Source organism: Stenotrophomonas sp. YJH_SMC_131 (genome assembly GCF_059367975.1).
Genome location: NZ_JCAFRJ010000005.1, coordinates 165804 through 186596, shown reverse-complemented (window position 1 = coordinate 186596; position 20793 = coordinate 165804). Strand labels below are relative to the sequence as shown.

Below are 20793 nucleotides of genomic sequence, written 5' to 3'. Positions count from 1 at the left end.
GCCCGGGCCGTCCAGGAAACAACGAACAGCGTAAGGCCGATTACTCGGACTTGTTGCCGTTCAGCTGTGCACGCAGCAGCGCGCCCAGCTGGGTGGTGCCGCTGGAAGCCGAAGAGGACTGGTATTCCTCCAGCACTTCGCGCATTTCCGCGTCGTCCTTGGCCTTGATCGACAGCTGCAGGGTACGGCCCTTGCGGTCCATGCCCACGAACTTGGCTTCGACCTTGTCGCCGACCTTCAGGTGCTGGGTGGCGTCGTCAACGCGCTCGTTGGCGATGTCGCGGGCCGAGACGTAACCTTCGATGCCGTCAGCCAGCTCGATGATCGCGCCCTTGGCGTCGACTTCCTTCACCACACCTTCAACCTTGGAGCCCTTCGGATTGGCAGCCATGTACTGGCCGAACGGATCCTGCTCCAGCTGCTTCACGCCCAGGGAGATGCGCTCGCGCTCCGGATCGACAGCCAGGACGACGGCGTCCAGGGTATCGCCCTTCTTGAAGTTGCGAACGACGTCTTCGCCGGTGGTGTTCCAGCTGATGTCGGACAGGTGGACCAGGCCGTCGATGCCGCCGTCCAGGCCGATGAAGATGCCGAAGTCGGTGATCGACTTGATCTGGCCCGACACCTTGTCACCCTTCTTGTGGGTGGCAGCGAAGGTTTCCCACGGATTGGCGGCAACCTGCTTCATGCCCAGCGAGATACGGCGACGCTCTTCATCGACGTCCAGCACCATCACTTCGACTTCATCACCAACCTGGACAACCTTGGACGGGTTGACGTTCTTGTTGGTCCAATCCATCTCCGAGACGTGCACCAGGCCTTCGACGCCCGGCTCGATCTCAACGAACGCACCGTAATCGGTGACGTTGGAGACCTTGCCGAAGACGCGGCTGTTGGCCGGGTAACGACGGCCGATGTTGTCCCACGGATCCTCGCCCAGCTGCTTCAGGCCCAGCGAAACGCGGTTGCGCTCGCGGTCGAACTTCAGCACGCGGACGTCCAGCTCGTCGCCGACGTTCACGACTTCCGACGGGTGACGCACGCGCTTCCACGCCATGTCGGTGATGTGCAGCAGGCCGTCGATACCGCCCAGGTCCACGAACGCGCCGTAATCGGTCAGGTTCTTGACGACACCCTTCAGGATCGCGCCTTCCTGCAGCTTGTCCATCAGCTGCTCGCGCTCTTCCGAGTGCTCGCTTTCGACGACAGCGCGGCGCGAGACCACGACGTTGTTACGCTTGCGGTCCAGCTTGATGAGCTTGAACTCGAGTTCCTTGCCTTCCAGGTAGGCCGGATCGCGCACCGGGCGCACATCGACCAGGGAACCCGGCAGGAAGGCGCGGACATCCTTGATGTCCACGGTGAAACCACCCTTGACCTTGCCGCTGATGCGGCCGGTGATGGTTTCGTTCTTTTCCAACGCTTCTTCCAGCTCGTCCCACACCATCGCGCGCTTGGCCTTCTCGCGCGACAGGACGGTTTCGCCGAAGCCGTTCTCGATCGAGTCGAGGGCGACCTTGACGATGTCGCCTTCGGCGACGTCGATTTCGCCAGCGTCGTTACGGAACTGTTCGATCGGCACGATGCCTTCGGACTTCAGGCCAGCGTTGATCACCACGACGTCGCCGCGGACTTCAACAACGGTACCGCTGACGATGGCGCCCGGCTTCAGCTTGGCCAGATTGGCCTGGCTGGCTTCAAACAGTTCGGCAAATGATTCGGTCATTAGATTTACTCTGTTGGACACATGGGTCGGTGGCGTCCCCTTCAGGGGAATGGCGACCGCCCGCCTGTTGGTCGACCCCGGAAACGCAGGTCGTGTGTAGTAGGAAAACCGCCACGCATCATTGCGCGGCGGAGCTGGTACAGCACTGCTATGCGCGACCGCCGCCGATGCTGCTGGCAGCGCTCCCGCGCGAACGGATCAGGCAGCCGGAACCGGAAGCAGATCCATCACTCTGGCAACGACATCATCGATGCCGATGCCTGTGGTGTCGATGAGGACAGCATCGTCTGCCGGCTTCAGGGGCGCCACGGTACGCTGGGCATCACGGGCGTCGCGGGCCATGATCTCGCGCAGGAGGTCATCAAAGTTAACAGAAACCCCCTTGTCTTTCAACTGCTTATGCCGGCGCTCGGCGCGCTCCTCGGCACTGGCGGTCAGGAAGACCTTGTAGGAGGCGTCCGGGAAGATCACCGTGCCCATGTCGCGGCCGTCGGCGACCAGGCCCGGCAGCTCCCTGAATGCGCGCTGGCGCTCCTTCAGGGCAGCGCGTACCTCGGGAATGGCGGCAATGGCCGAGGCCAGCGCACCGGTGGTCTCCAGGCGCAGCTCGTCGGTGGCATCGGTGCCGTTGACCATGACCCGCATGGCATCGCCCTGCTCGACAAACTGAACGTGGGTGTCGAAGGTGCAACGCACCAGCGCCGAGGCGTCGGAGGTATCGATGTCGGCCCAGCTTGCGGCCACGCCCACCGCCCGGTACAGCGCGCCCGAATCCAGGTAATGCCAGCCCATCCGGCGCGCGATGATGCGGCTGATGGTACCCTTGCCGGCCCCGGATGGGCCGTCGATGGTCAGGACGGGAGCGAGTGGATTCATGGGGGTCCCAGAGCGTGTGAAGAGGCCATTCTAGCCCCTGCCAGACGCCCCCAGCGGGATCTTTTGTGCAACCACTTGAAACCACGAGGAAAAGCCCGGTAGAATGGCGGGCTTGAACGAGCGTCAACTGCCGATTGTCTTTCGCATATCGCGGCCACGCTCCACCCGAACAACTACTGTTTACGCCGAGGTATGCCATGAAAGTCCTGTCCTCCCTGAAGTCGGCGAAGGCCCGTCACCGTGACTGCAAGGTCGTGCGTCGTCGTGGCAAGATCTTCGTCATCTGCAAGTCGAACCCGCGTTTCAAGGCGCGTCAGCGCTAAGCCTCACAGCCTTCCGGCTGCGGCTGGCCCTACGCGGGGCCGACCCGATGCAAGAAACCGCCTTCGGGCGGTTTTTTGTTTATGCGGCTTTTTCCTGCCGTTTTTGCTGTAATCGCCTTTCTTGACCACTGGGGAGTAGATCGAGATGAAGCGTTACCTGTCCGCCCTGGCCGTGATGGCCACCCTGGCCGCCGCCACACCGGCACTGGCCGATACCCTGCTTGTCGACCGCGCCCGCGAGAAGCCGGCCGGTGCCCTGCCCGTGCGCGGCCAGAGCATGCAGCAGGTGCAGGCGCAGTTCGGCGCGCCCAGCGAGCAGCTGCAGCCGCGTGGCGGGCAGAAACGGCAATGGCCGACCATCAACCGCTGGGTGTACCCGCAGTTCACCGTCTACTTCGAGAAGCAGAAGGTGATCGACGTGGTGGCCAACCAGGCGGACCCGAACGAAATCGGCCCGAAACCGCCGATCCGTTGATCCCATTACCCGCCGTGGGCGGGCCTGTGTAGCGAGACCATGAACCAGACCCTTCGTTTTCCTGCCGAGTGGGAAGCCCAGAGCGGCGTCCTGATTGCCTGGCCCACCGCCGATACCGACTGGGCTGACCGCCTGGGCCAGGTGGAAGAGACCTACATCGCCCTGGTCGCGGCCATCACCCGCTTCCAGCCGGTGCTGATCTGCGTGGCCGACGACGATGTGGAGACCTACGCCGAGATGCGACTGCGCTCCAACCGCATCGACATGGACAAGGTCCACTTCACCACGGCGGCCTACGACGATACCTGGCTGCGCGACTCCGGCCCGATCACCCTGCGCCGTGCCGACGGCGGCTTCCAGCTGCTGGATTTCCGCTTCACCGGCTGGGGCGGCAAGTTCGACGCCACCCTGGATGACCAGCTGGTGGGCGTGCTCGACCAGGCCGGCGTATTCAACGATGCGCCGGTCCGCAGCATTCCGTTCGCGCTGGAAGGCGGCGGCATCGAGACCGACGGTGAAGGCACCCTGCTGACCACCTGGAAGTGCCTGCACGAGCGCCACCCGGACCGCGACCGCGCCAGCCTGAGCGCCGACCTGGCCGACTGGCTGCAGCAGGACCGCGTGCTGTGGCTGGACCACGGCTACCTGGAAGGCGACGACACCGACGCGCACATCGATACCCTCGCCCGCTTCGCCTCCGCTGACAGCATCGTCTACCAGGCCTGCGACGACGAGAGCGACTCGCATTACGCCGAACTGCAGGCGATGGGCAATGAGCTGGCCGCGCTACGCACCAAGGATGGCCAGCCGTACCGCCTGTTCCCGCTGCCGTGGGCCCGGCCGGTGATCGACGAAGGCCGTCGCCTGGCTGCCTCGTACGCCAACTACCTGATCGTCAATGGCGCGGTGCTGATGCCGGCCTATGGCGACCCGGCCGATGACCTGGCCCGCGACGTGCTGGCACAGGCGCACCCGGGCCGAGAGATCGTGCAGGTGCCCTGCCGCTCGCTGATCTGGCAGAACGGCAGCCTGCACTGCATCACCATGCAGCTGCCGGCTGGGCTGTTGAAGGCGTAACGGTCGTGCCGGCCGCTGGCCGGCAACCCTGCAATGCCTGATGGATCCACGGGATTGCCGGCCAGCGGCCGGCACTACCCGCTGCGCCATTCAGCGCGCGACACGCCGTCGCCGCCCATCCGCGCTAACATGCTGGTTTTCCCCCGCAGGAACGCCCCGCATGAACTCGCGCAGCCCCCTTACCGTCGCCCTGATCCAGGAGCGCAACCACGGTGATGCCGCCGCCAACCTGGCGGTGATCGAAGCACGCGTGGCCGAGGCGGCTGCGCAGGGTGCCAAGCTGGTGCTGCTGCAGGAACTGCATAACGGCCCGTACTTCTGCCAGCACGAATCGGTGGACGAGTTCGACCTGGCCGAGCCGATTCCGGGCCCGAGCACCGAGCGCCTTGGCGCGCTGGCGAAGAAGCATGGCGTGGTGCTGGTCGGCTCGCTGTTCGAGCGCCGCGCTGCCGGGCTGTACCACAACACCGCCGTGGTGTTCGAGAAGGACGGTACGCTGCTCGGCAAGTACCGCAAGATGCATATCCCGGACGACCCGGGCTTCTACGAGAAGTTCTACTTCACCCCGGGCGACATCGGCTTCACGCCGATCGATACCTCGGTGGGCCGCCTGGGCGTGCTGGTGTGCTGGGACCAGTGGTACCCGGAAGCGGCGCGCCTGATGGCGCTGGCCGGCGCCGAGCTGTTGCTGTATCCGACTGCGATCGGCTGGGATCCGGACGACGTGCAGGACGAGAAGACCCGCCAGCGCGACGCCTGGGTGCTGAGCCATCGCGGCCATGCGGTGGCCAACGGCCTGCCGGTGCTGAGCTGCAACCGCGTCGGCCACGAGGCCTCGCCGCTGGGCGCGTCGGGCATCCAGTTCTGGGGCAACAGCCACGTGCTGGGCCCGCAGGGCGAGTTCCTGGCCGAGGCCGGCACCGAGGCCACCGTGCTGCTGTGCGACGTCGACCTGCAGCGCAGCGAGCATGTGCGCCGCATCTGGCCGTTCCTGCGTGATCGCCGCATCGATGCCTACGGCGACCTGCTCAAGCGCTACATCGACTGAGCCGGAGCCCGCGCATGGCCGTCCTCATCCGTGATGCCGGCCCGGCCGACATCGACGCGATCACCGCGATCTACGCGGTGGAAGTGACTGACTTCGTCAACACCTACGAGTACGACATTCCGGACGCGACCGAGATGCTGCGCCGCATGCGTGACATCGTCGATCGCGGCTTCCCCTACCTGGTCGCCGAGATCGACGGCCAGGTGGCCGGCTATGCCTACGCCAACACCTACCGCACCCGCGTTGCCTACCAGTGGACCGTGGAAAACTCGGTCTACGTCGATGCCGCGTTCCAGGGCAAGGGCGTCGGCACCGGCCTGCTGCAGGCGTTGATCGACGCCTGCGTGGCGCGTGGCTACCGGCAGATGGTGGCGGTGATCGGCGAACCGACCAATACCGCTTCAATCAAGCTGCACGAACGCTTCGGCTTCGAGCTGGTCGGCGTGTTCCGTGGCCTCGGCCGCAAGCATGGCCGCTGGCTGGATACCGTGCAGATGCAGCGCGCGCTCGGCGATGGCGCCGACACCGCACCTTCCAATGAATGAACCCATGACCGAAACCCTTCCCGAGACCGGCGACGACCTGTTCGCCGGCCAGCCGGTACGCGTCGTCGAACGCGACGGCGTGCGCTACACCCTGCTGGGCACCGCCCATGTCTCACGCGCCAGCGTCGAGGCGGTGGAGAAAGCCATCGACAGCGGTCGCTTCGACGCCGTGGCCGTTGAACTGGACCCGCAGCGCCTGCAGGCACTGAGCGACCCGGACACGCTGGCCAAGCTCGACCTGGTCGAGGTGATCCGCAAGGGCCGCGTCGCCCTGTTCGCCGCCAACCTGGCCCTGTCCGCCTACCAGCGCCGCCTGGCCGAACAGCTCGACATCGAGCCGGGCGCGGAACTGAAACGCGCGGTGGAACTGGCGCGCGAACGCGACCTGCCGGTGCACCTGATCGACCGCGAGGTCGGCCTGACCTTCCGCCGGGCGTCGCAGCGGCTTGGGTTCTTCGGCAAGCTGAAGCTGGTTGCCGGGCTGGGCGCCGGCCTGTTCTCGTCCGAGGAAGTGGGCGAGAACGAGATCGAAAAGCTCAAGCAGGGCGACATGCTGGAATCGAGCTTTGGTGAGTTCGCCAGCGAGAGCCCGGCGCTGTACGAGACGATCATCGGTGAGCGCGACCGTTACATGGCCACGCGCCTGCGCGAGGAGCAGACCCCGCAGCAGCGTGAAGTGCTGGCGGTGGTCGGTGCCGGCCATCTTGCAGGTCTCGCGCGCTACCTGGAAACCGACACCGAGGCCCCGGCGCCGCTGCGCGACGAGCTGGAGGCGGTGCCGAAGAAGCGCAACATCCCGTGGTTCACGCTCGGCATCCTGGCGATCGTGGCGACCGGCATCGGCGTGGGCTTCTACCGCGGCGGCCTGGGCGTGGGTACCGAGCTGCTGGCGACCTGGGCAATGTATACCGGCGGCCTGGCGGGCCTGGGCTGCCTGCTGGCAGGCGGTCACCCGCTGAGCATCCTCACCGCGATCGCGGTGGCCCCGTTCAAGCCGTTCCGCCTGAGCATCCCGACCGGCGCATTCTCGGCGCTGGTGGAAGCGCGCCTGCGCAAGCCGGCCTATGAGGACTTCCTGAAGCTGCGCGACGATGCGCAGAGCCTGAAGGGCTGGTACCGCAATCGCGTTACCCGCGTGGTGCTGACCTTCATGCTGACCAACATCGGCAGCATGCTCGGCCTGTGGCTGACCACCTTCAAGGTGTGGGGCAAGGTGGCGGGGTAAGCCTCTCAACCGGCCACAGAATCTGTAGCGCCCGAGCCCATGCTCGGGCGATGCCGCGACGCGGCGAGCAGAAAAAAAGGGGGAGACCGCCCCACTACGACCGGCCTCCCCCACACCACAACACGTTGGCGCGCATTACAGCCGGGCAGCGCCCGGCTCCATCCTCTCCAGCCCGCGTGCACGGCGGATCAGCCGCGTCACGGCCGAGCGCAGGTCATCGAGCACCGCGTAGATGGTCGGCAGGAACAGCAGGCTGACCACCGTCGAGAACGCCAGCCCGCCCGCAATTGCACGCGCCATCGGCGAATACTCCGGGCCATTGCCGAACATCTGCGTATCGGTCAGCGAGATCGGGATCATCGCCAGGATCGCCGTGCCCATGGTCATCATGATCGGGCGCAGGCGTTCGCGTGAGCCTTCCACCAGCGCCTGGGTGCGGCCCATGCCGCTGCGCCGCAGGTTGTTGATGTGCTCGATCATCACGATGCCGTTGTTCACCACCACGCCCATCAGCACCAGGATGCCGATGAAGGACATGATCCCGAACGAGGTGCCGGTGATCCAGAACAGCCAGAACACGCCGAAGATCGAGAACAGCACGCCGCTCATGATCGCCGCCGGGAACAGCAGCGACTCGAACACCGCCGCCATCACCACGTAGATCATCACCAGTGCGATCAGCAGGTTGAACACCATCTGCTGCATGGCCTCGTCGTCGTTGCCGTAGTCGCCGCCGTCGAAGGTGAAGCCATAGCCGGCCGGGAAGTTCATCGGCTTGAGCACGGCTTCGATCGCCTTGCGCCCGTCCGGCGCGGTGACCTTCTCGGCCAGGTTGGCCTTGATGGTCAACGTGGTCTGGCGGTTGGTGCGGCCGATCTGGGTGGCCGACGAACCAACGTCCACGGTGACCAGGCTCAGCAGCGGCACGCTGCGGCCATCGCCGGTGCGCACGCTGAAACCGGCCAGGTCTTCCGGGCTGCTCTGCTCGGCGCCGGCAAAGCGCACCCACACCGGCACTTCGTTGTCACCGCGGCGGAACTCGCGCATCGGCGCGCCGCGCAGCGCCAGGCCGACGAAGCTGGCCACCTGCTCGGCATTGAAGCCGAACGCTGCGGCACGCTCGCGGTCGACGCGCACCTTCAGCTCGCCGCCCTTCTCGCCGTTGTCGATGCGCACGTCACGCAGCTCGGCACGCTGCGCCAGCAACGGCACCACTTCCTGGCCGATCTCCTGCAGCATCGAGCTGGAGTCGCCCACCAGCTGCACCTGCACGCCCTGGTTGCTGCCGCCACCGCCATCGCCGCCCTGGTTGCCGACGAAGTAATCGGTGCGGGCCGACTTCGGTAGGCCCTTGCGCAGTTCCTCCTGCAGCGACTTGATGTCCTTGGCGTACTTTTCGTCCAGGGTGACCACCGTGGAGCTGCCTTCCTGCTCGCTGTACCAGGAATACACCTGCTTCACGTGCAGGCGTTCGCGGTTCTGGTCGATCCAGTTCTCCACCCGCGCCACTTCCTCGGACATCTGGCGGTAGGTGTAGGCGCCCTTCCACATGTAGCCGATGAAGATGTCCTTGCCCCCCTCACCACCGAACATGTCGACCTTGGTCAGCTTCATCGGCACCAGGCTGACCAGCACCACGAGCAGGATGCCGAGCAGGCTCCAACCGCGGTGATGCAGTGACCAGTCCAGCAGCTGCGCATAGCGTCGCTGCAGGCGCGCGATCAGGCCGGTCTGCGAGTGCACCAGCTTGGGCGTGGCCATGCGCGCGGACAGCATCGGGATCAGGCTGACCGCCACCAGCCACGAGGCCAGCAGCGAGACCGAGATGGTGATCGCGATCTGCGCCATGAAGATGCTGATGTTGTTGGTCTCGCCGAACAGGTTCGGCACGAACACGATGCAGTGGCACAGCGTGCCGGCGCTGAGCGCGATGGCCACGTTGCGGGTGCCGATGATCGAGGCCAGCCGTGGCTGCCCCGGCATGCGCTCGCGCTCCTGGTAGATGCTCTCCACCACCACCACCGCGTTGTCGACCAGCATGCCGACGGCCAGCAGCAGGCCCATCATGGTCAGGATGTTGAGTGTCACCCCGACGAAGTACATGAAGCCGAGGGTGATGGTGAAGCAGATCGGAATGGCCAGGGTCACCATCAGCGTCGACGGCCAATGGCGCAGGAAGAAGAACAGCACGGTGACCGACAGGATCAGGCCGACCGCGCCGGCCTCGGCCAGCTCCAGCAGCGAGGACGTCACTGCCTTGCCCTGGTTGTCGATCACCTTGATCTGCACGTCGCGCATCGACGGCTGCGCGCGGATCGCCTCGACCTCGGCCAGTGCCGCACGCGAAACGTCCACCAGGTTGGCGCTGCGTTCCTTGAAGATGTCCAGGCCCACCGCCGGGTTGCCGTCCAGGCGGCGCCCGTAGTTCATCCGCGCCGGCTTCAGGCGCACGTCGGCGATGTCGCCCAGGCGCAGGCCCTTGGCGTTGATCACCAGGTCGCGCATCTCCTGAAGGTCGGTGATCTCGCCTACCGGCTGCACGCGCACGCGTTGGCCGTTGTCATCGATCTGCCCGGCCGAGATCGAGAAGTTCAGCGTGCGCAGGCGCTCGCTCAGCTCGTTGATGCTCAACCCATGCGCGTTGAGCCGGTTCGGATCGATGGCGATCTCCACCTCGTTCGGCGGCGCACCGGTGATATCGACGCGGGCCACACCGGGAATACGCTCGATGCGCCGCTTGAACTCACGATCGAGCATGTCATAGGCGGTGGTCAGGTCGGTGGTGCTGGCCAGCCGCACCTTCAGCACGGGCTGGTCGCTGCTGGACCACTTGAACACGTTGTAGCGCTGCAGGTCGTCGGGCAGGTCGCTGCGGATCGCGTCGATACGCTCGCGCGCGTCCGACGCGGCAATGGCGATGTCGCGGTCCCAGTCGCTGAACTCGATGTAGATCAGCGCCGCCTCGGAGGTGGCCGACGAGCGCATGCGCTTGATGCCGGTCATCGTCGCCAGCGATTCCTCGACCGGACGGATGATGGTCCGTTCCACTTCTTCCGGGGTCGAGCCGGTGTAGGGAATCTGCACGAACAGGAACGGCGCGGAGATGTCCGGCAGCGCCTCCAACGGCAGCCGGAACGAAGCGATCAGGCCGATCACCACCAGCGACACGAAACACATGATGGTGGTGACCGGACGGCGGATGGAGAACTCGGCAACACTCATGCCGGTTCCTCCACACCCGCTGTGCCGCCCTCGTCGCCATGCAGGCCCTCACCGGCGTGCTTGCGGCCGCGCTCACGGTAGTAGGCGTCGCCGCGACGATCCATCAGGTCGTACACCACCGGGATCACCAGCAGCGTCAGCAGCGTCGACACCAGCAGGCCACCGATCACGGTGATCGCCATCGGTGCACGCACTTCGGCGCCCTCGCCCATCGCCACCGCCAGCGGCAGGAAGCCGAACAGCGTGCACAGCGTGGTCATGATGATCGGGCGCAGGCGGGAACGCGCACCCTCCACCAGCGCCTCATGCTTGGCCACGCCGGCCTCGCGCAGCTGGTTGACCTTGTCGATCAGGATGATCGCGTTCTTGGTGACCAGGCCGACCAGCAGGATCAGGCCGATGAACACCACCACCGAGATGGGCTTTCCGGTCAGCATCAGCGCCAGGATCGCGCCGACCAGCGCCAGCGGGATGGTGAACAGGATCACGAACGGGTGCAGCAGGGATTCGAACTGCGAGGCCATCACCAGGTAGACCAGGAAGATCGCCAGGCCGAAGGCGAAGATCAGCGACTTCGCCGCCTGCGCCAGTTCCTCGCCCTGGCCGCCGATGTGCAGGCCGACGCCCGCGCCCAGCGGCTGCTCGGCCACCATCTGCTGCACTTCGCGCATGGCGGCGCCGAGGTCGATGTCGCGCAGGTTGGCCGATACCACCGCGACCCGGGTCTGGTCGGCACGATGGATCTCGCTGGGGCCGGTGGTGGCGACCACGTCGGCCACCGCGTCCAGGGTCACCGGGCGGGTGCTGCCCGGATTGACGATCAGCCGGCGGATGCTCTCCACGCTGGCGCGGTCACCTTCCTGGGCGCGCACCAGCACGTCGATCTTGCGGTCACGGAAGCTGTAGCGGGTGGCGACGTCGCCACGCACCTTCTTCACCACCACGTCGGCGATCTGGCGGGTGGTCAGGCCCAGCGCACCGGCGCGCTCCTGGTCGAAGCGGATCTGGATTTCCGGGAAGCCCTCTTCCACCGTCGACTTCACGTCGGCGTAGTGGGCGTTGCCGCGCAGCATCGCCGCCAGGCGCTGGCCGGCCACTTCCAGGGTCGCCATGTCCTGCCCGCGCAGTTCGATTTCCAGCGGCGTGGAAAAGCTGAACAACGCCGGCCGCGCGAAGTCGACCTGGGCACCCGGGTGCTGGCTCATGGTGCCGCGCAGGCGCTCGGTGATCGCCGCTTCAGTGTGCGCATTGCCGCCACCTTCCATCACCACGGTCAGCTTGCCGATGTTCTCGCCACTTTCGGTCGGGCTGGCATCCAGCCGGGTGCCGCTGCCACTGACGCCATACAGCGAGGCCACGCCTTCGCCCTTGCCATGCGCCAGCTGCAGCTCGCGCACCAGCGCATCGGTCTGCTTCAGCGGCGTGCCGGCCGGCAGCTTCACCGTCATTTCGAAACGGTCCTGCGCCAGCTGCGGGATCAGGTCGGCGCCAAGCATCGGCACCAGCGCCATGGTCGCCACGAAAATGATGGCTGCCACGCCCAGCACCTTGCCGGGATGCGCCAGCGCACTCGGCAGCAGGCGCAGATAGCCTCGCTCGGCGCCTGCATAGGGCTTCATCGCCAGGTCGCTGGCCTTGCGCATCACCGGGCCGACCACCGCCACCACGCCGCGCCACAGGCGCACCACGAGCCAGGCCAGCGCATAGAAGCTCCAGCGCACGCTGGCGAGCAGGCCACGGCGGCCCAGTGCAACCGGCTTCTGCCAACGCTTCTGCGGCTGCCATGCTGCGTTCGGCGCCTCTTCCGGGAACGCCAGCGGCGGCCGCCCCTTCAGCGAGCTCAGCATCGGGATCAGGGTCATCGACACCAGCAGCGAGATCGCGATGGCGATCGCCACGGTCAGCGCCTGGTCGCGGAACAGCTGCCCGGCGATGCCATCGACGAACACCAGCGGCAGGAACACCGCGATGGTGGTCAGGGTCGAGGCGACCACGGCCATGCTCACTTCACGGGTGCCGGCGATCGCCGCCTGCAGGATGCCCAGGCCACGCTCACGGGCCTTGGCGATGCTCTCCAACACCACGATCGAGTCATCCACCACCAGGCCGGTGGCCAATGCCAGGCCACCCAGCGACATCACGTTCAAGCTCAGGCCGAGCTGGCCCATGAAGAAGAATGTGGCGATGATCGAGACCGGCAACGACAGGCTGATCACGAACGTACTCCAGCCATCGCGCAGGAACAGGAAGATGATCAGGATCGCCAGCAGGCCGCCGATCACGGCATCCTTCTTGACGTCGGCGATGGCGTGCTCGATGAAGCGCGACTGGTCCTCGATGGTGGTCAGCTGGACATCGGACGGGAACGTGCCCTTGATCTGCTCCAGGCGCTTGCGCAGCGCTTCAGCGGTGGCCACGGTGTTGGCGTCGCCTTCCTTGTAGATGGCCAGCTCGACCGACTCCTTGCCGCCCAGGCGGATGATCGCTTCGCGCTCCTTGTAGCCCTGGCGCACGGTGGCCACGTCCTTCAGGCGCACCGGCACGCCGTTGGCAACCACGCTGGAGCCACCGCCGGACGATGCGCTCTGTGCCGCCGACGCCGCCGCGATGGCGGCCGCCGAACCGGTCGACGCGGCGATGTTGAACATCTGCTGCAGCGCCGAGTCCGCCGCGCTGCCATTGGCGGCCTGGGTGGTCACCAGCAGGTTGCGGATCTCCTCCAGGTCGGCGAACTGGTTGACGGTACGCACCAGGAAGCGCTGCGAGCCCTCCTCCAGGCGGCCGCCGGAAATGTTGATGTTCTCGTCCTTCAGGCGCTTGATGACGGTGTCGATCGGCAGGTTCAGCTGGGCAAGCTTCTGCTGGTCGATGTCGACCTGGATCTCGTCCTCCAGGCCGCCGCCCACCTTCACTGCCGCCACACCGGTGACCGGCTCCAGCTTCTTCTTGAGGTCTTCATCGGCATAGCGGCGCAGGCCGGTCAGCTCGCGCACCGCATCGGCATCGCTGGTCGGCGCCGTCTTGTTCGACAGCACCAGGCGCATGATCGGCTCGGTTGACGGATTGAAGCGCAGCAGCACCGGGGCCTTGGCCTCCAGCGGCAGGTTCAGCGCTTCCATCTTGTCGCGCACCTCCAGGCTGGCCTGGTCCATGTTGGTGCCCCAGGCGAATTCCAGCACCACGTCGCTCTGGCCGGTGCGCGAGACCGACTTCAGCTTGCGCAGGTTCTTGACCACGCCGACCGCTTCTTCGACCGGCTGGGTGATCAGGGTTTCGATTTCAGTCGGCGCTGCACCGGTGTATTCGGTGCGCACGGTCAGCGTCGGGTAGCTCAGGTCGGGCAGCAGGTTGACCTTGAGATTGCCCAGCGCGATCAGGCCGAACAGCAGCAGCGTGACCGTGCACATGGCGATGGTCACGCGGCGGCGGGTGGCAAACTCCACCAGGCCGCCGCGCATGCCGGCGGCGGCGCCGTCGCTCGCCGGCGAGGCACCGTGGTCGTGGCCCGGGGCGGTCATTGCTTGCTCCCGGCCTTGTCTGCGGGCTTGGCGGCCGCAGCGACCGTCTTCGCCTTCGGATCGGCAATCACCTGCACCGTGGTGCCGTCGCGCAGGGCGACCTTGCCGGCGGTGACCACCTGATCACCGGCCGCCAGGCCATCACGGATCTCCACCCACGGGCCCTCGGCGTAACCCAGCTTGACCGGAACGCGTGCGACCTTGCCTTCGCGCACGCGGAACACCGCCGGCTCACCGTCGTCGAGCAACGCCAGGCGCGGTACGACCAGCGCATCGGCACGCTGGTCGTAGTCGATGCGGATGCGACCGAACATGCCGGGCTGCAGCGCGTGTGCGGCGCCGTCGAAGGCGCTGACCACGCGAAACGTGCCGCTGCCCGAATCCACCACCGGCGCGATGCGATCAACGGTGCCGGTGAAGCTCTGCCCCGGCAGCGCGTCGGCCGCCAGCGTCACCGGCTGGCCGGCGCGCAGGGTGGCCAGTTCACGCTCGGGCACGTTGAGGGTCGCTTCCAGCCGCGAGTTGTCGACGATGCGGAAGATCGGCGTGTTGATCTGCACGAAGTTGCCGGTCTTGATCGAGCGCGATGCGATCACGCCGGAGATCGGCGCCACCACCGTGGTGTAGGACAGCTCCAGCGTGGCCAGCCGGTACTGCGCACGGACGTTTTCCAGGTCGTAGCGCAGCTGGTCGACATCGGCGGCGCTGACCATCTGCTGGCCGACCAGCTTCTGTGCGCGCTGGTAATTGTTTTCCAGCTTGCGCATCTGCGCTTCGCTCTGCGCAACGGCCAGCCGTGCACGATCCGGGTCCAGCCGCACCAGCGGTTGGCCGGCGGTGACCCGCTGCCCTTCCTCGACCAGCACCGCCAGCGCCACGCCGGAGGTCTTGGCGACCACCTGCGACTCGGCGCGTGGTTCCAGCGCGGCCGTGCCGGTGTAGCTGGCCGCGACGGCACGATGGCTGGCCACCGCCACTTCGACCGGGACTGCGTCTACCTTCTTCTCCTCCTTGGTTTCGGCAGCCTTGGCTTCGGAATTGGGCCCTGCGGCGCAACCGCCCAGCAGCAGGGAGGTGGAGATCAGCAGTGCGGCAGCGCAGATTCCGCTGCGACGGCCGGACAGGAAGGTTGGGTGCGACATCGTCGGGTCCCTGAAGGATGCGTGGACAGGTGTGGTAGCAAAGTAATGCACCACTTCACGGCAACACCATATCCCAAAGGTCATGGTGCCTTCACGCCGCCGGTCGGCCCGACCCCATTTCAGCTAGATGAAACCTGAGGCTATACTCGGGTCGTTCCGTACCCCACGCCGGAACGACCAGACCCGAATCCCCGGAAACGACACCATGCGCCCGCAGCCGCTCGCCGCTTGTCTCGCTCTGGCCGTCCTCCTGCCCCTTGGGGCCGCCGCACAGCCCGCTCCTGCTCCTGCCACACCCGCCCCGGCCCCGGCTCCCGCCGTTGCGCCAGCGCCTGCCGCACCCACCGGCAACTTCGACAATGGCCGCGTCCTGGCCTACACCTGCCAAGGCTGCCACGGGATCACCGGCTACAAGAACGCCTACCCCAGTTACCGGGTGCCGAAGATCGGCGGCCAGACCCAGCAGTATCTGGCCCAGGCCCTGACCGAGTACCGCCAGGGCAAGCGCCGGCATCCGACGATGCAGGCGCAGTCGATGAGTTTCAGCGAACAGGAGATCGCCGATCTCTCTGTTTACCTGTCCACCGTCAAGTAAGGCCCGCCCATGTCGAAAGCCGCGCATCCGATGCGTCACGCCATCGCCCTGTCCGTTGCCCTGCTGCTGGCCGCCTGCTCACAGTCGCAGGTGGAAAACAGCGAAAAATCGGCCGCCGACCCGGGCCATGCCAGCGGCGAGCACGGTTCATCGTCCTCCGCCGGCCTGCCCGCTGGCCGCGAGGCCGCCGGTGAAGCCCGCGCCAAGGTGAAGGGCAAGGCCACCAACCAGAGCTGCATCGACTGCCATGGGGCCGACGGCAATGCGCCGATCGATCCGACCTATCCGAAGCTGGGTGGGCAGTACGGTGACTACCTGGCGCACGCGCTGCAGGCCTACCGCGCCGGTGACCGCCAGCATGCGCTGATGACGCCGCAGGCGAAGGACCTGAGTGATCAGGACATCGCCGATCTGGCGGCGTACTTCGGCAGCCGGCCGAGCCAGCTGCGGGATCTGCACGGGGTCAAATGACGGCCGGCCCCCCGGTCGGTGCGGACCGTCGGTTGGTAGGTGCGGACCGTTGGTCCGCACAGATTCCGGATATCCACGCATGGCGTGGATCTGCTGAGCCGAGCGTGGGCTCGGCTCTACATCAATCGGCGCGATCGCTGGCGCCGGTCAACGCTCAGCCTTCCAGCTCTTCCCAGCGCGCGTAAGCGGCATCCAGTTCGGCCTGCACCTTGGCCAGCTGCTGGGTGTGCGCCGTCACTTCAGCACTGCTGCGGGTGTAGAACGATGGGTCGTTCATCGCCGAGGTCAGCCCTTCGACATCGCCTTCCAGCTTCTCGATGGTCTTTGGCAGCTGCTCCAGCTCGCGCGCTTCCTTGTACGCCAGCTTGCGCTTGGGGGCTGCGGGAGTCGCGGCCGCAGCAGCGGCCGGTGCAGCAGTCGCCGGCTTGGCAGCCGGGGCCGCGGCAGGCGCAGCCACGCTGGCCGCATAGCGCTGCCAGTCGCTGTAGCCACCGACGTACTCGCCGATCACGCCGTCGCCTTCCATCACCAGCGTGGAGGTCACCACGTTGTCGATGAAGTCACGGTCGTGGCTGACCAGCAGCAGCGTACCGGTGTACTCGCCCAGCAGCTCTTCCAGCAGCTCCAGGGTTTCCACGTCGAGGTCGTTGGTCGGTTCGTCCATCACCAGCAGGTTGGACGGCTGCGCGAAAAGCTTGGCCAGCAGCAGGCGGTTGCGCTCGCCACCGGACAGGCGGGTGATCGGCGCACGCGCGCGCTCGGGGGTGAACATGAAGTCCTGCAGGTAGGCATGCACGTGCTTGCGCTTTCCGTTGAACTCGAGGAAATCGCGGCCTTCGGCCACGTTCTCGATCGCGCTCCAGTCTTCGCGCAGCACCGCGCGGTACTGGTCGAAATAGGCGATCTGCAGGTTGGTGCCCGCATTGACCTCTCCCTTGGCCGGCTGCAGTTCACCCAGCAGCAGCTTCAGCAGCGTGGTCTTGCCGCTGCCGTTGGGGCCGATCAGGCCGATGCGGTCGCCACGCAGGATGGTGGTGGTGAAATCGCGGACCATGGTGCGCTCGCCGAAGGCGAACGAAATGTCCTTGACGTCGATGACCTTCTTGCCAGAGCTGACGCCCTGCGCAGCTTCCATCTTGACGTTACCGCTGAGGTCGCGGCGCTGCGAGCGTTCGGTGCGCATCGCCTTGAGGCGGCGCACGCGGCCTTCGTCGCGGGTACGGCGCGCCTTGATGCCTTGGCGGATCCAGACTTCTTCCTGCGCCAGCAGCTTGTCGAAGCGGGCATTTTCCTGCGCCTGCGCGTTGAGGCGTTCCTCGCGGCGGCGCTCGTAGTTGGCCCAGTCGCCCGGCCAGCTGGTCACCTGGCCGCGGTCGATCTCGACGATGCGGGTGGCCAGCGCACGCAGGAAGCGGCGGTCATGGGTGACGAACACCACGCTGCCGCTCCAGCCCTTCAGGAACGCTTCGAGCCAGTCGATGGCTTCGATGTCCAGGTGGTTGGTCGGTTCGTCCAGCAGCAGCACGTCCGGGCTGGAGACCAGTGCACGGGCCAGCAGCACGCGGCGCTTCATGCCGCCGGACAGGCGGCCGAATTCGGCATCGCCGTCCAGGTCGAGCTTGGTCAGCGTTTCGCTGACACGCTGGTCCAGGCCCCAGCCGTTGGCGGCATCGATCTTGGCCTGCACATTGCCGAGGGCTTCACCATCGAAGACCTCGGCATGGCTGAGATGGTGGAACTCGGCCAGCCACTGGCCCAGTTCACCGAGGCCATCGGCAACGACGTCGAACACCGAGCCGGCTGCGCCGTGTGGCACTTCCTGCTCCAGGCGGGTGACGCGCACGCCCTGCTGCACGCGGACTTCGCCGTCATCGGGCTTGTGGTCGCCCGACAGCAGCTTGAGCAGGGTGGATTTGCCGGCGCCGTTGCGGCCGATCAGGGCGATGCGTTCGCCCGGCTCGATCGACAGTTCGGCCTTTTCCAGCAACAACGGGCCGCCGACGCTGAAGTCGACGTTCTGCAGAGTAATCAGAGGCATCCGGATATTGTACGGGTTGGGGGCGTCGGCCGGGTTGCACCCGGCACCCGCGGTAGTGCCGGCCGCTGGCCGGCAACCTCAACGGCAACGTCAAAAGCTGGTTTCCTGTGGGATGGCGGGATGGGTCCGGTCGCGGGGGACGCCGTAAACCCGTCCCTGGGGGCTTGGCCGCGGCATCCATGCCGCGGACACCCCCGCAACCGGACCCATCCCGCCTTCGACAGATTCCTGCAATCTGTCGGAACTACATTCTGCTCTGGTGGGTGCCGACCTTGGTCGACTCGGTAGATCCACGCCATGCGTGGATGAGCGCTACAAGAAGGGTCGATGGATGGAGTCGACTGGAAATCTGATGGCTACCCCACCTCCCCCAGCAACGCCTGCAACCCCGGCAGCCATTGCTTGCCGGGGTGGCGCACCAGCCACAGGGTGCGCTGCAGGGCCGGCAGCGGAGTCTCGAGCACGCGCAGGCGGCCCAGGGCCAGCGGCTCTTCCAGCGCGTGGCGCGACAGGCAGGCCAGGCCGAGGCCGGCGATGGCGGCCTGCTTGATCGCTTCGGTATTGCCCAGCTGCAGGGTCTGCGCGAAGCCACGCAGGTGCGGCAGCAGGGCCTGTTCCACGGCTTCGCGGGTGCCGGAGCCAGGCTCACGCAGCAGCCAGCGTGCGCGGCGCAGTTCATCCAGCGACCAGCGTGCGCGGGCATCGGCGGCAGCCACGATCACCAGTGGGTCCTGCTGCCAGGCGGTCACCTGCAGGCCACGCTCATGGCACGGGCCTTCGATCAGGCCGGCGTCGACGTCCAGGCGCTGTACCGCGGCGACCACGCCGGCACTGTTGTCGATGCGCAGATCGACCTCGGCCTGCGGCGCCTGCCGCAGCAGTTCGGCGATGCGTGGCGGCAGCAGGTAGTTGCCGATGGTGGTACTGGCGGCCAGCACCAGCCGTAGCGGTGCGCCCTGCGACGGGTCGCCGCCGGCGGCCAGCTGCCGCTCCAGATCGGCGGCGTTGACCAGCAAGGTGCGCGCCGGCTCCAGCAGCGCGCGGCCGTGCCCGTTCAGCGCCAGGCGGCGGCCGATGCGGTCGAACAGCGGGGTGCCGAAGTGCGCCTCCAGCTCCTGCAGGGCGGCGCTGCTGGCCGACTGCGAGAGCGCGACGGCTTGGCCGGCGGCAGTGGTGGTGCCATGGTCGGCGATGGCGACGAAGACCTGCAGCTGGCGCAAGGTCAGGCGCATCGAATGTACCCGCTTTATAGGTAGGTTGCACCCATATTATTCGTTTTACAGGTCAGTGACACAGGCGCACGCTTGGCCCATCACTCCAGTCCTGTCGCGCCATGAACGCCACCGCTCTCTCCTCCTGGTCCCTGCCCGCCCTGCGCCAACGCTGGCAGCCTCGCCTGCCCGGCCTGCTGCTGGTGGGCCTGATCGCGGCGGCGTCGCTGTACCTGGCCCAGCTTCCCTGGCTCCAGGCGCATGGCCTGAGCGCGCTGACCGTGGCCATCGTCGCCGGCATCGTGGTCGGCAACACCCTTTACCCGCGGCTGGCGCCGAGCAGCGCGGCCGGTGTCGGCTTCTCCAAGCACTGGCTGTTGCGCGCCGGCATCGTGCTGTACGGCCTGCGCTTGACCTTCCAGGACATCGGCCACGTCGGCGTGGCCGGCGTGCTGATGGACGTGCTGGTGGTCGCCAGCACCTTCGGGCTGGCCTGCTGGCTGGGCATGCGCGTGTTCAAGATGGAGCGCGAAGCGGCGATGCTGATCGGCGCCGGCAGCGCGATCTGCGGCGCGGCGGCGGTGATGGCCGCCGAGCCGGTGGTGCGCGGCCGCGCTGCGCAGGTCACCGTCGCGGTCTCTACGGTGGTGGTGTTCGGCACGCTGGCGATGTTCCTTTACCCGGCGTTGTATGCACTGGTGCAGTCGCACGGCTGGCTGGCAATGGACGCGCGGCAGTACGGCCTGTTCACCGGTGCGACGGTGCATGAAGTGGCACAGGTGGTGGCGGCAGGCCGCGCGGTCAACGAAGCAGCGGCCGACACGGCGGTGATCACCAAGATGGTGCGGGTGATGCTGCTGGCGCCGTTCCTGGTCGCGCTGTCGCTGTGGCTGGCGCGTGGCGGCAAGGCCAGCGCCGACGGCAGCAAGGCGCGCATCGTGGTGCCGTGGTTCGCTTTTGGTTTCGTGGCGGTGGCCGGGTTCAACTCGCTGCATCTGCTGCCGGCGGGCCTGCAGGCGGGGCTGGTGCAGCTGGATACCGTGCTGCTGGCGATGGCGATGGCCGCGCTGGGCCTGACCACCCACGTCTCGGCGCTGCGCCAGGCCGGGCTGAAGCCGCTGCTGCTGGCGCTGATCCTGTTCGCCTGGCTGCTGTTCGGTGGCCTGGCGATCCATCAGGGTGTACTGGCGGTGCTTGGCTGAGCAGGAGCGTGCCGACCCAGGTCGGCATCCACCCGTAGATCCACGCCATGCGTGGACGCCCCCCGGGTATATTCACGCCCTGCGTGGATGACGACTCCG

Annotated in this window: 16 protein-coding genes; 9 read left to right on the top strand and 7 right to left on the bottom strand. The window is 66.8% G+C overall.

The window, feature by feature from the left end; translation table 11 throughout:
• Positions 1-40: 40 nt before the first annotated feature.
• Together rpsA and cmk are read right to left on the bottom strand one after the other, a co-directional pair.
• Complete coding sequence (gene rpsA, locus AC5P56_RS12410; protein WP_005416230.1) at positions 41-1726, bottom strand: 30S ribosomal protein S1; 1686 nt, start codon at positions 1724-1726, stop codon at positions 41-43.
• 198 nt (positions 1727-1924) lie between these two features.
• A complete protein-coding gene (cmk, locus tag AC5P56_RS12405; RefSeq protein ID WP_014036894.1) occupies positions 1925-2602 on the bottom strand; it encodes a (d)CMP kinase in 678 nt (225 codons plus the stop codon).
• Between the two features lie 197 nt (positions 2603-2799).
• Between cmk and ykgO the strand changes: the two genes are divergently transcribed.
• The 6 genes from ykgO to AC5P56_RS12375 all read left to right on the top strand — a co-directional run bounded on the left by ykgO (position 2800) and on the right by AC5P56_RS12375 (position 7295).
• On the top strand, positions 2800-2925 hold the full coding sequence (ykgO, locus tag AC5P56_RS12400; RefSeq protein WP_005409283.1) for a type B 50S ribosomal protein L36: 126 nt from the start codon (positions 2800-2802) through the stop codon (positions 2923-2925).
• A gap of 175 nt (positions 2926-3100) precedes the next feature.
• A complete protein-coding gene (locus tag AC5P56_RS12395; RefSeq protein WP_227837998.1) occupies positions 3101-3400 on the top strand; it encodes a hypothetical protein in 300 nt (99 codons plus the stop codon).
• Between the two features lie 39 nt (positions 3401-3439).
• On the top strand, positions 3440-4477 hold the full coding sequence (locus tag AC5P56_RS12390; protein ID WP_032960746.1) for an agmatine deiminase family protein: 1038 nt from the start codon (positions 3440-3442) through the stop codon (positions 4475-4477).
• 160 nt (positions 4478-4637) lie between these two features.
• The gene (locus tag AC5P56_RS12385) at positions 4638-5525 is read left to right on the top strand and encodes a carbon-nitrogen hydrolase (protein ID WP_008267821.1); all 888 of its coding nucleotides are present in this window, start codon (positions 4638-4640) and stop codon (positions 5523-5525) included.
• A gap of 14 nt (positions 5526-5539) precedes the next feature.
• The gene (locus AC5P56_RS12380; protein WP_049404550.1) at positions 5540-6070 is read left to right on the top strand and encodes a GNAT family N-acetyltransferase; all 531 of its coding nucleotides are present in this window, start codon (positions 5540-5542) and stop codon (positions 6068-6070) included.
• 4 nt (positions 6071-6074) lie between these two features.
• The gene (locus AC5P56_RS12375) at positions 6075-7295 is read left to right on the top strand and encodes a TraB/GumN family protein (protein WP_495231685.1); all 1221 of its coding nucleotides are present in this window, start codon (positions 6075-6077) and stop codon (positions 7293-7295) included.
• 135 nt (positions 7296-7430) lie between these two features.
• Here AC5P56_RS12375 and AC5P56_RS12370 read toward each other — a convergent pair whose 3' ends face one another.
• From AC5P56_RS12370 to AC5P56_RS12360, 3 genes are read right to left on the bottom strand one after another with little or no spacing between them, the layout of a single operon-like run.
• Positions 7431-10517, bottom strand: coding sequence for an efflux RND transporter permease subunit (locus AC5P56_RS12370; protein ID WP_134808770.1), 3087 nt, complete (start codon positions 10515-10517; stop codon positions 7431-7433).
• Positions 10514-14035, bottom strand: coding sequence for an efflux RND transporter permease subunit (locus AC5P56_RS12365; RefSeq protein ID WP_495202515.1), 3522 nt, complete (start codon positions 14033-14035; stop codon positions 10514-10516). The genes AC5P56_RS12370 and AC5P56_RS12365 overlap by 4 nt, the downstream gene beginning before the upstream one ends.
• A complete protein-coding gene (locus AC5P56_RS12360) occupies positions 14032-15177 on the bottom strand; it encodes an efflux RND transporter periplasmic adaptor subunit (RefSeq protein WP_014036886.1) in 1146 nt (381 codons plus the stop codon). The genes AC5P56_RS12365 and AC5P56_RS12360 overlap by 4 nt, the downstream gene beginning before the upstream one ends.
• Positions 15178-15382: 205 nt before the next feature.
• Here AC5P56_RS12360 and AC5P56_RS12355 point away from each other — a divergent pair, with 205 nt between their 5' ends.
• Both AC5P56_RS12355 and AC5P56_RS12350 read left to right on the top strand, forming a co-directional pair.
• A complete protein-coding gene (locus AC5P56_RS12355; RefSeq protein ID WP_014646842.1) occupies positions 15383-15772 on the top strand; it encodes a c-type cytochrome in 390 nt (129 codons plus the stop codon).
• A 9-nt stretch (positions 15773-15781) separates the two neighbouring features.
• The gene (locus AC5P56_RS12350) at positions 15782-16243 is read left to right on the top strand and encodes a c-type cytochrome (protein WP_005416218.1); all 462 of its coding nucleotides are present in this window, start codon (positions 15782-15784) and stop codon (positions 16241-16243) included.
• A gap of 154 nt (positions 16244-16397) precedes the next feature.
• Here AC5P56_RS12350 and AC5P56_RS12345 read toward each other — a convergent pair whose 3' ends face one another.
• Entirely contained in the window at positions 16398-18281 is a 1884-nt protein-coding gene (locus AC5P56_RS12345; RefSeq protein WP_014646841.1) for an ATP-binding cassette domain-containing protein, read from the bottom strand.
• A gap of 356 nt (positions 18282-18637) precedes the next feature.
• Positions 18638-19513, bottom strand: coding sequence for a LysR substrate-binding domain-containing protein (locus AC5P56_RS12340; RefSeq protein ID WP_014646840.1), 876 nt, complete (start codon positions 19511-19513; stop codon positions 18638-18640).
• A 101-nt stretch (positions 19514-19614) separates the two neighbouring features.
• On the opposite strand from AC5P56_RS12340, the gene AC5P56_RS12335 reads away from it, so the two are divergent.
• Positions 19615-20694: a YeiH family protein gene (locus AC5P56_RS12335; protein WP_032960449.1), complete on the top strand. Its 1080-nt coding sequence runs from the start codon at positions 19615-19617 to the stop codon at positions 20692-20694.
• Positions 20695-20793: the final 99 nt, after the last annotated feature.

What these genes read in the sequence shown, in the direction of transcription:
- cmk (WP_014036894.1), bottom strand. Translation starts at nt 2,602, where the DNA reads ATGAATCCACTCGCTCCCGTCCTGACCATCGACGGCCCATCCGGGGCC.
- AC5P56_RS12385 (WP_008267821.1), top strand. Translation starts at nt 4,638, where the DNA reads ATGAACTCGCGCAGCCCCCTTACCGTCGCCCTGATCCAGGAGCGCAAC.
- AC5P56_RS12365 (WP_495202515.1), bottom strand. Translation starts at nt 14,035, where the DNA reads ATGACCGCCCCGGGCCACGACCACGGTGCCTCGCCGGCGAGCGACGGC.
- AC5P56_RS12350 (WP_005416218.1), top strand. Translation starts at nt 15,782, where the DNA reads ATGTCGAAAGCCGCGCATCCGATGCGTCACGCCATCGCCCTGTCCGTT.
- AC5P56_RS12375 (WP_495231685.1), top strand. Translation starts at nt 6,075, where the DNA reads ATGACCGAAACCCTTCCCGAGACCGGCGACGACCTGTTCGCCGGCCAG.
- AC5P56_RS12355 (WP_014646842.1), top strand. Translation starts at nt 15,383, where the DNA reads ATGCGCCCGCAGCCGCTCGCCGCTTGTCTCGCTCTGGCCGTCCTCCTG.
- rpsA (WP_005416230.1), bottom strand. Translation starts at nt 1,726, where the DNA reads ATGACCGAATCATTTGCCGAACTGTTTGAAGCCAGCCAGGCCAATCTG.
- AC5P56_RS12380 (WP_049404550.1), top strand. Translation starts at nt 5,540, where the DNA reads ATGGCCGTCCTCATCCGTGATGCCGGCCCGGCCGACATCGACGCGATC.
- AC5P56_RS12370 (WP_134808770.1), bottom strand. Translation starts at nt 10,517, where the DNA reads ATGAGTGTTGCCGAGTTCTCCATCCGCCGTCCGGTCACCACCATCATG.
- AC5P56_RS12345 (WP_014646841.1), bottom strand. Translation starts at nt 18,281, where the DNA reads ATGCCTCTGATTACTCTGCAGAACGTCGACTTCAGCGTCGGCGGCCCG.
- AC5P56_RS12340 (WP_014646840.1), bottom strand. Translation starts at nt 19,513, where the DNA reads ATGCGCCTGACCTTGCGCCAGCTGCAGGTCTTCGTCGCCATCGCCGAC.
- AC5P56_RS12390 (WP_032960746.1), top strand. Translation starts at nt 3,440, where the DNA reads ATGAACCAGACCCTTCGTTTTCCTGCCGAGTGGGAAGCCCAGAGCGGC.
- AC5P56_RS12395 (WP_227837998.1), top strand. Translation starts at nt 3,101, where the DNA reads ATGGCCACCCTGGCCGCCGCCACACCGGCACTGGCCGATACCCTGCTT.
- AC5P56_RS12360 (WP_014036886.1), bottom strand. Translation starts at nt 15,177, where the DNA reads ATGTCGCACCCAACCTTCCTGTCCGGCCGTCGCAGCGGAATCTGCGCT.
- ykgO (WP_005409283.1), top strand. Translation starts at nt 2,800, where the DNA reads ATGAAAGTCCTGTCCTCCCTGAAGTCGGCGAAGGCCCGTCACCGTGAC.
- AC5P56_RS12335 (WP_032960449.1), top strand. Translation starts at nt 19,615, where the DNA reads ATGAACGCCACCGCTCTCTCCTCCTGGTCCCTGCCCGCCCTGCGCCAA.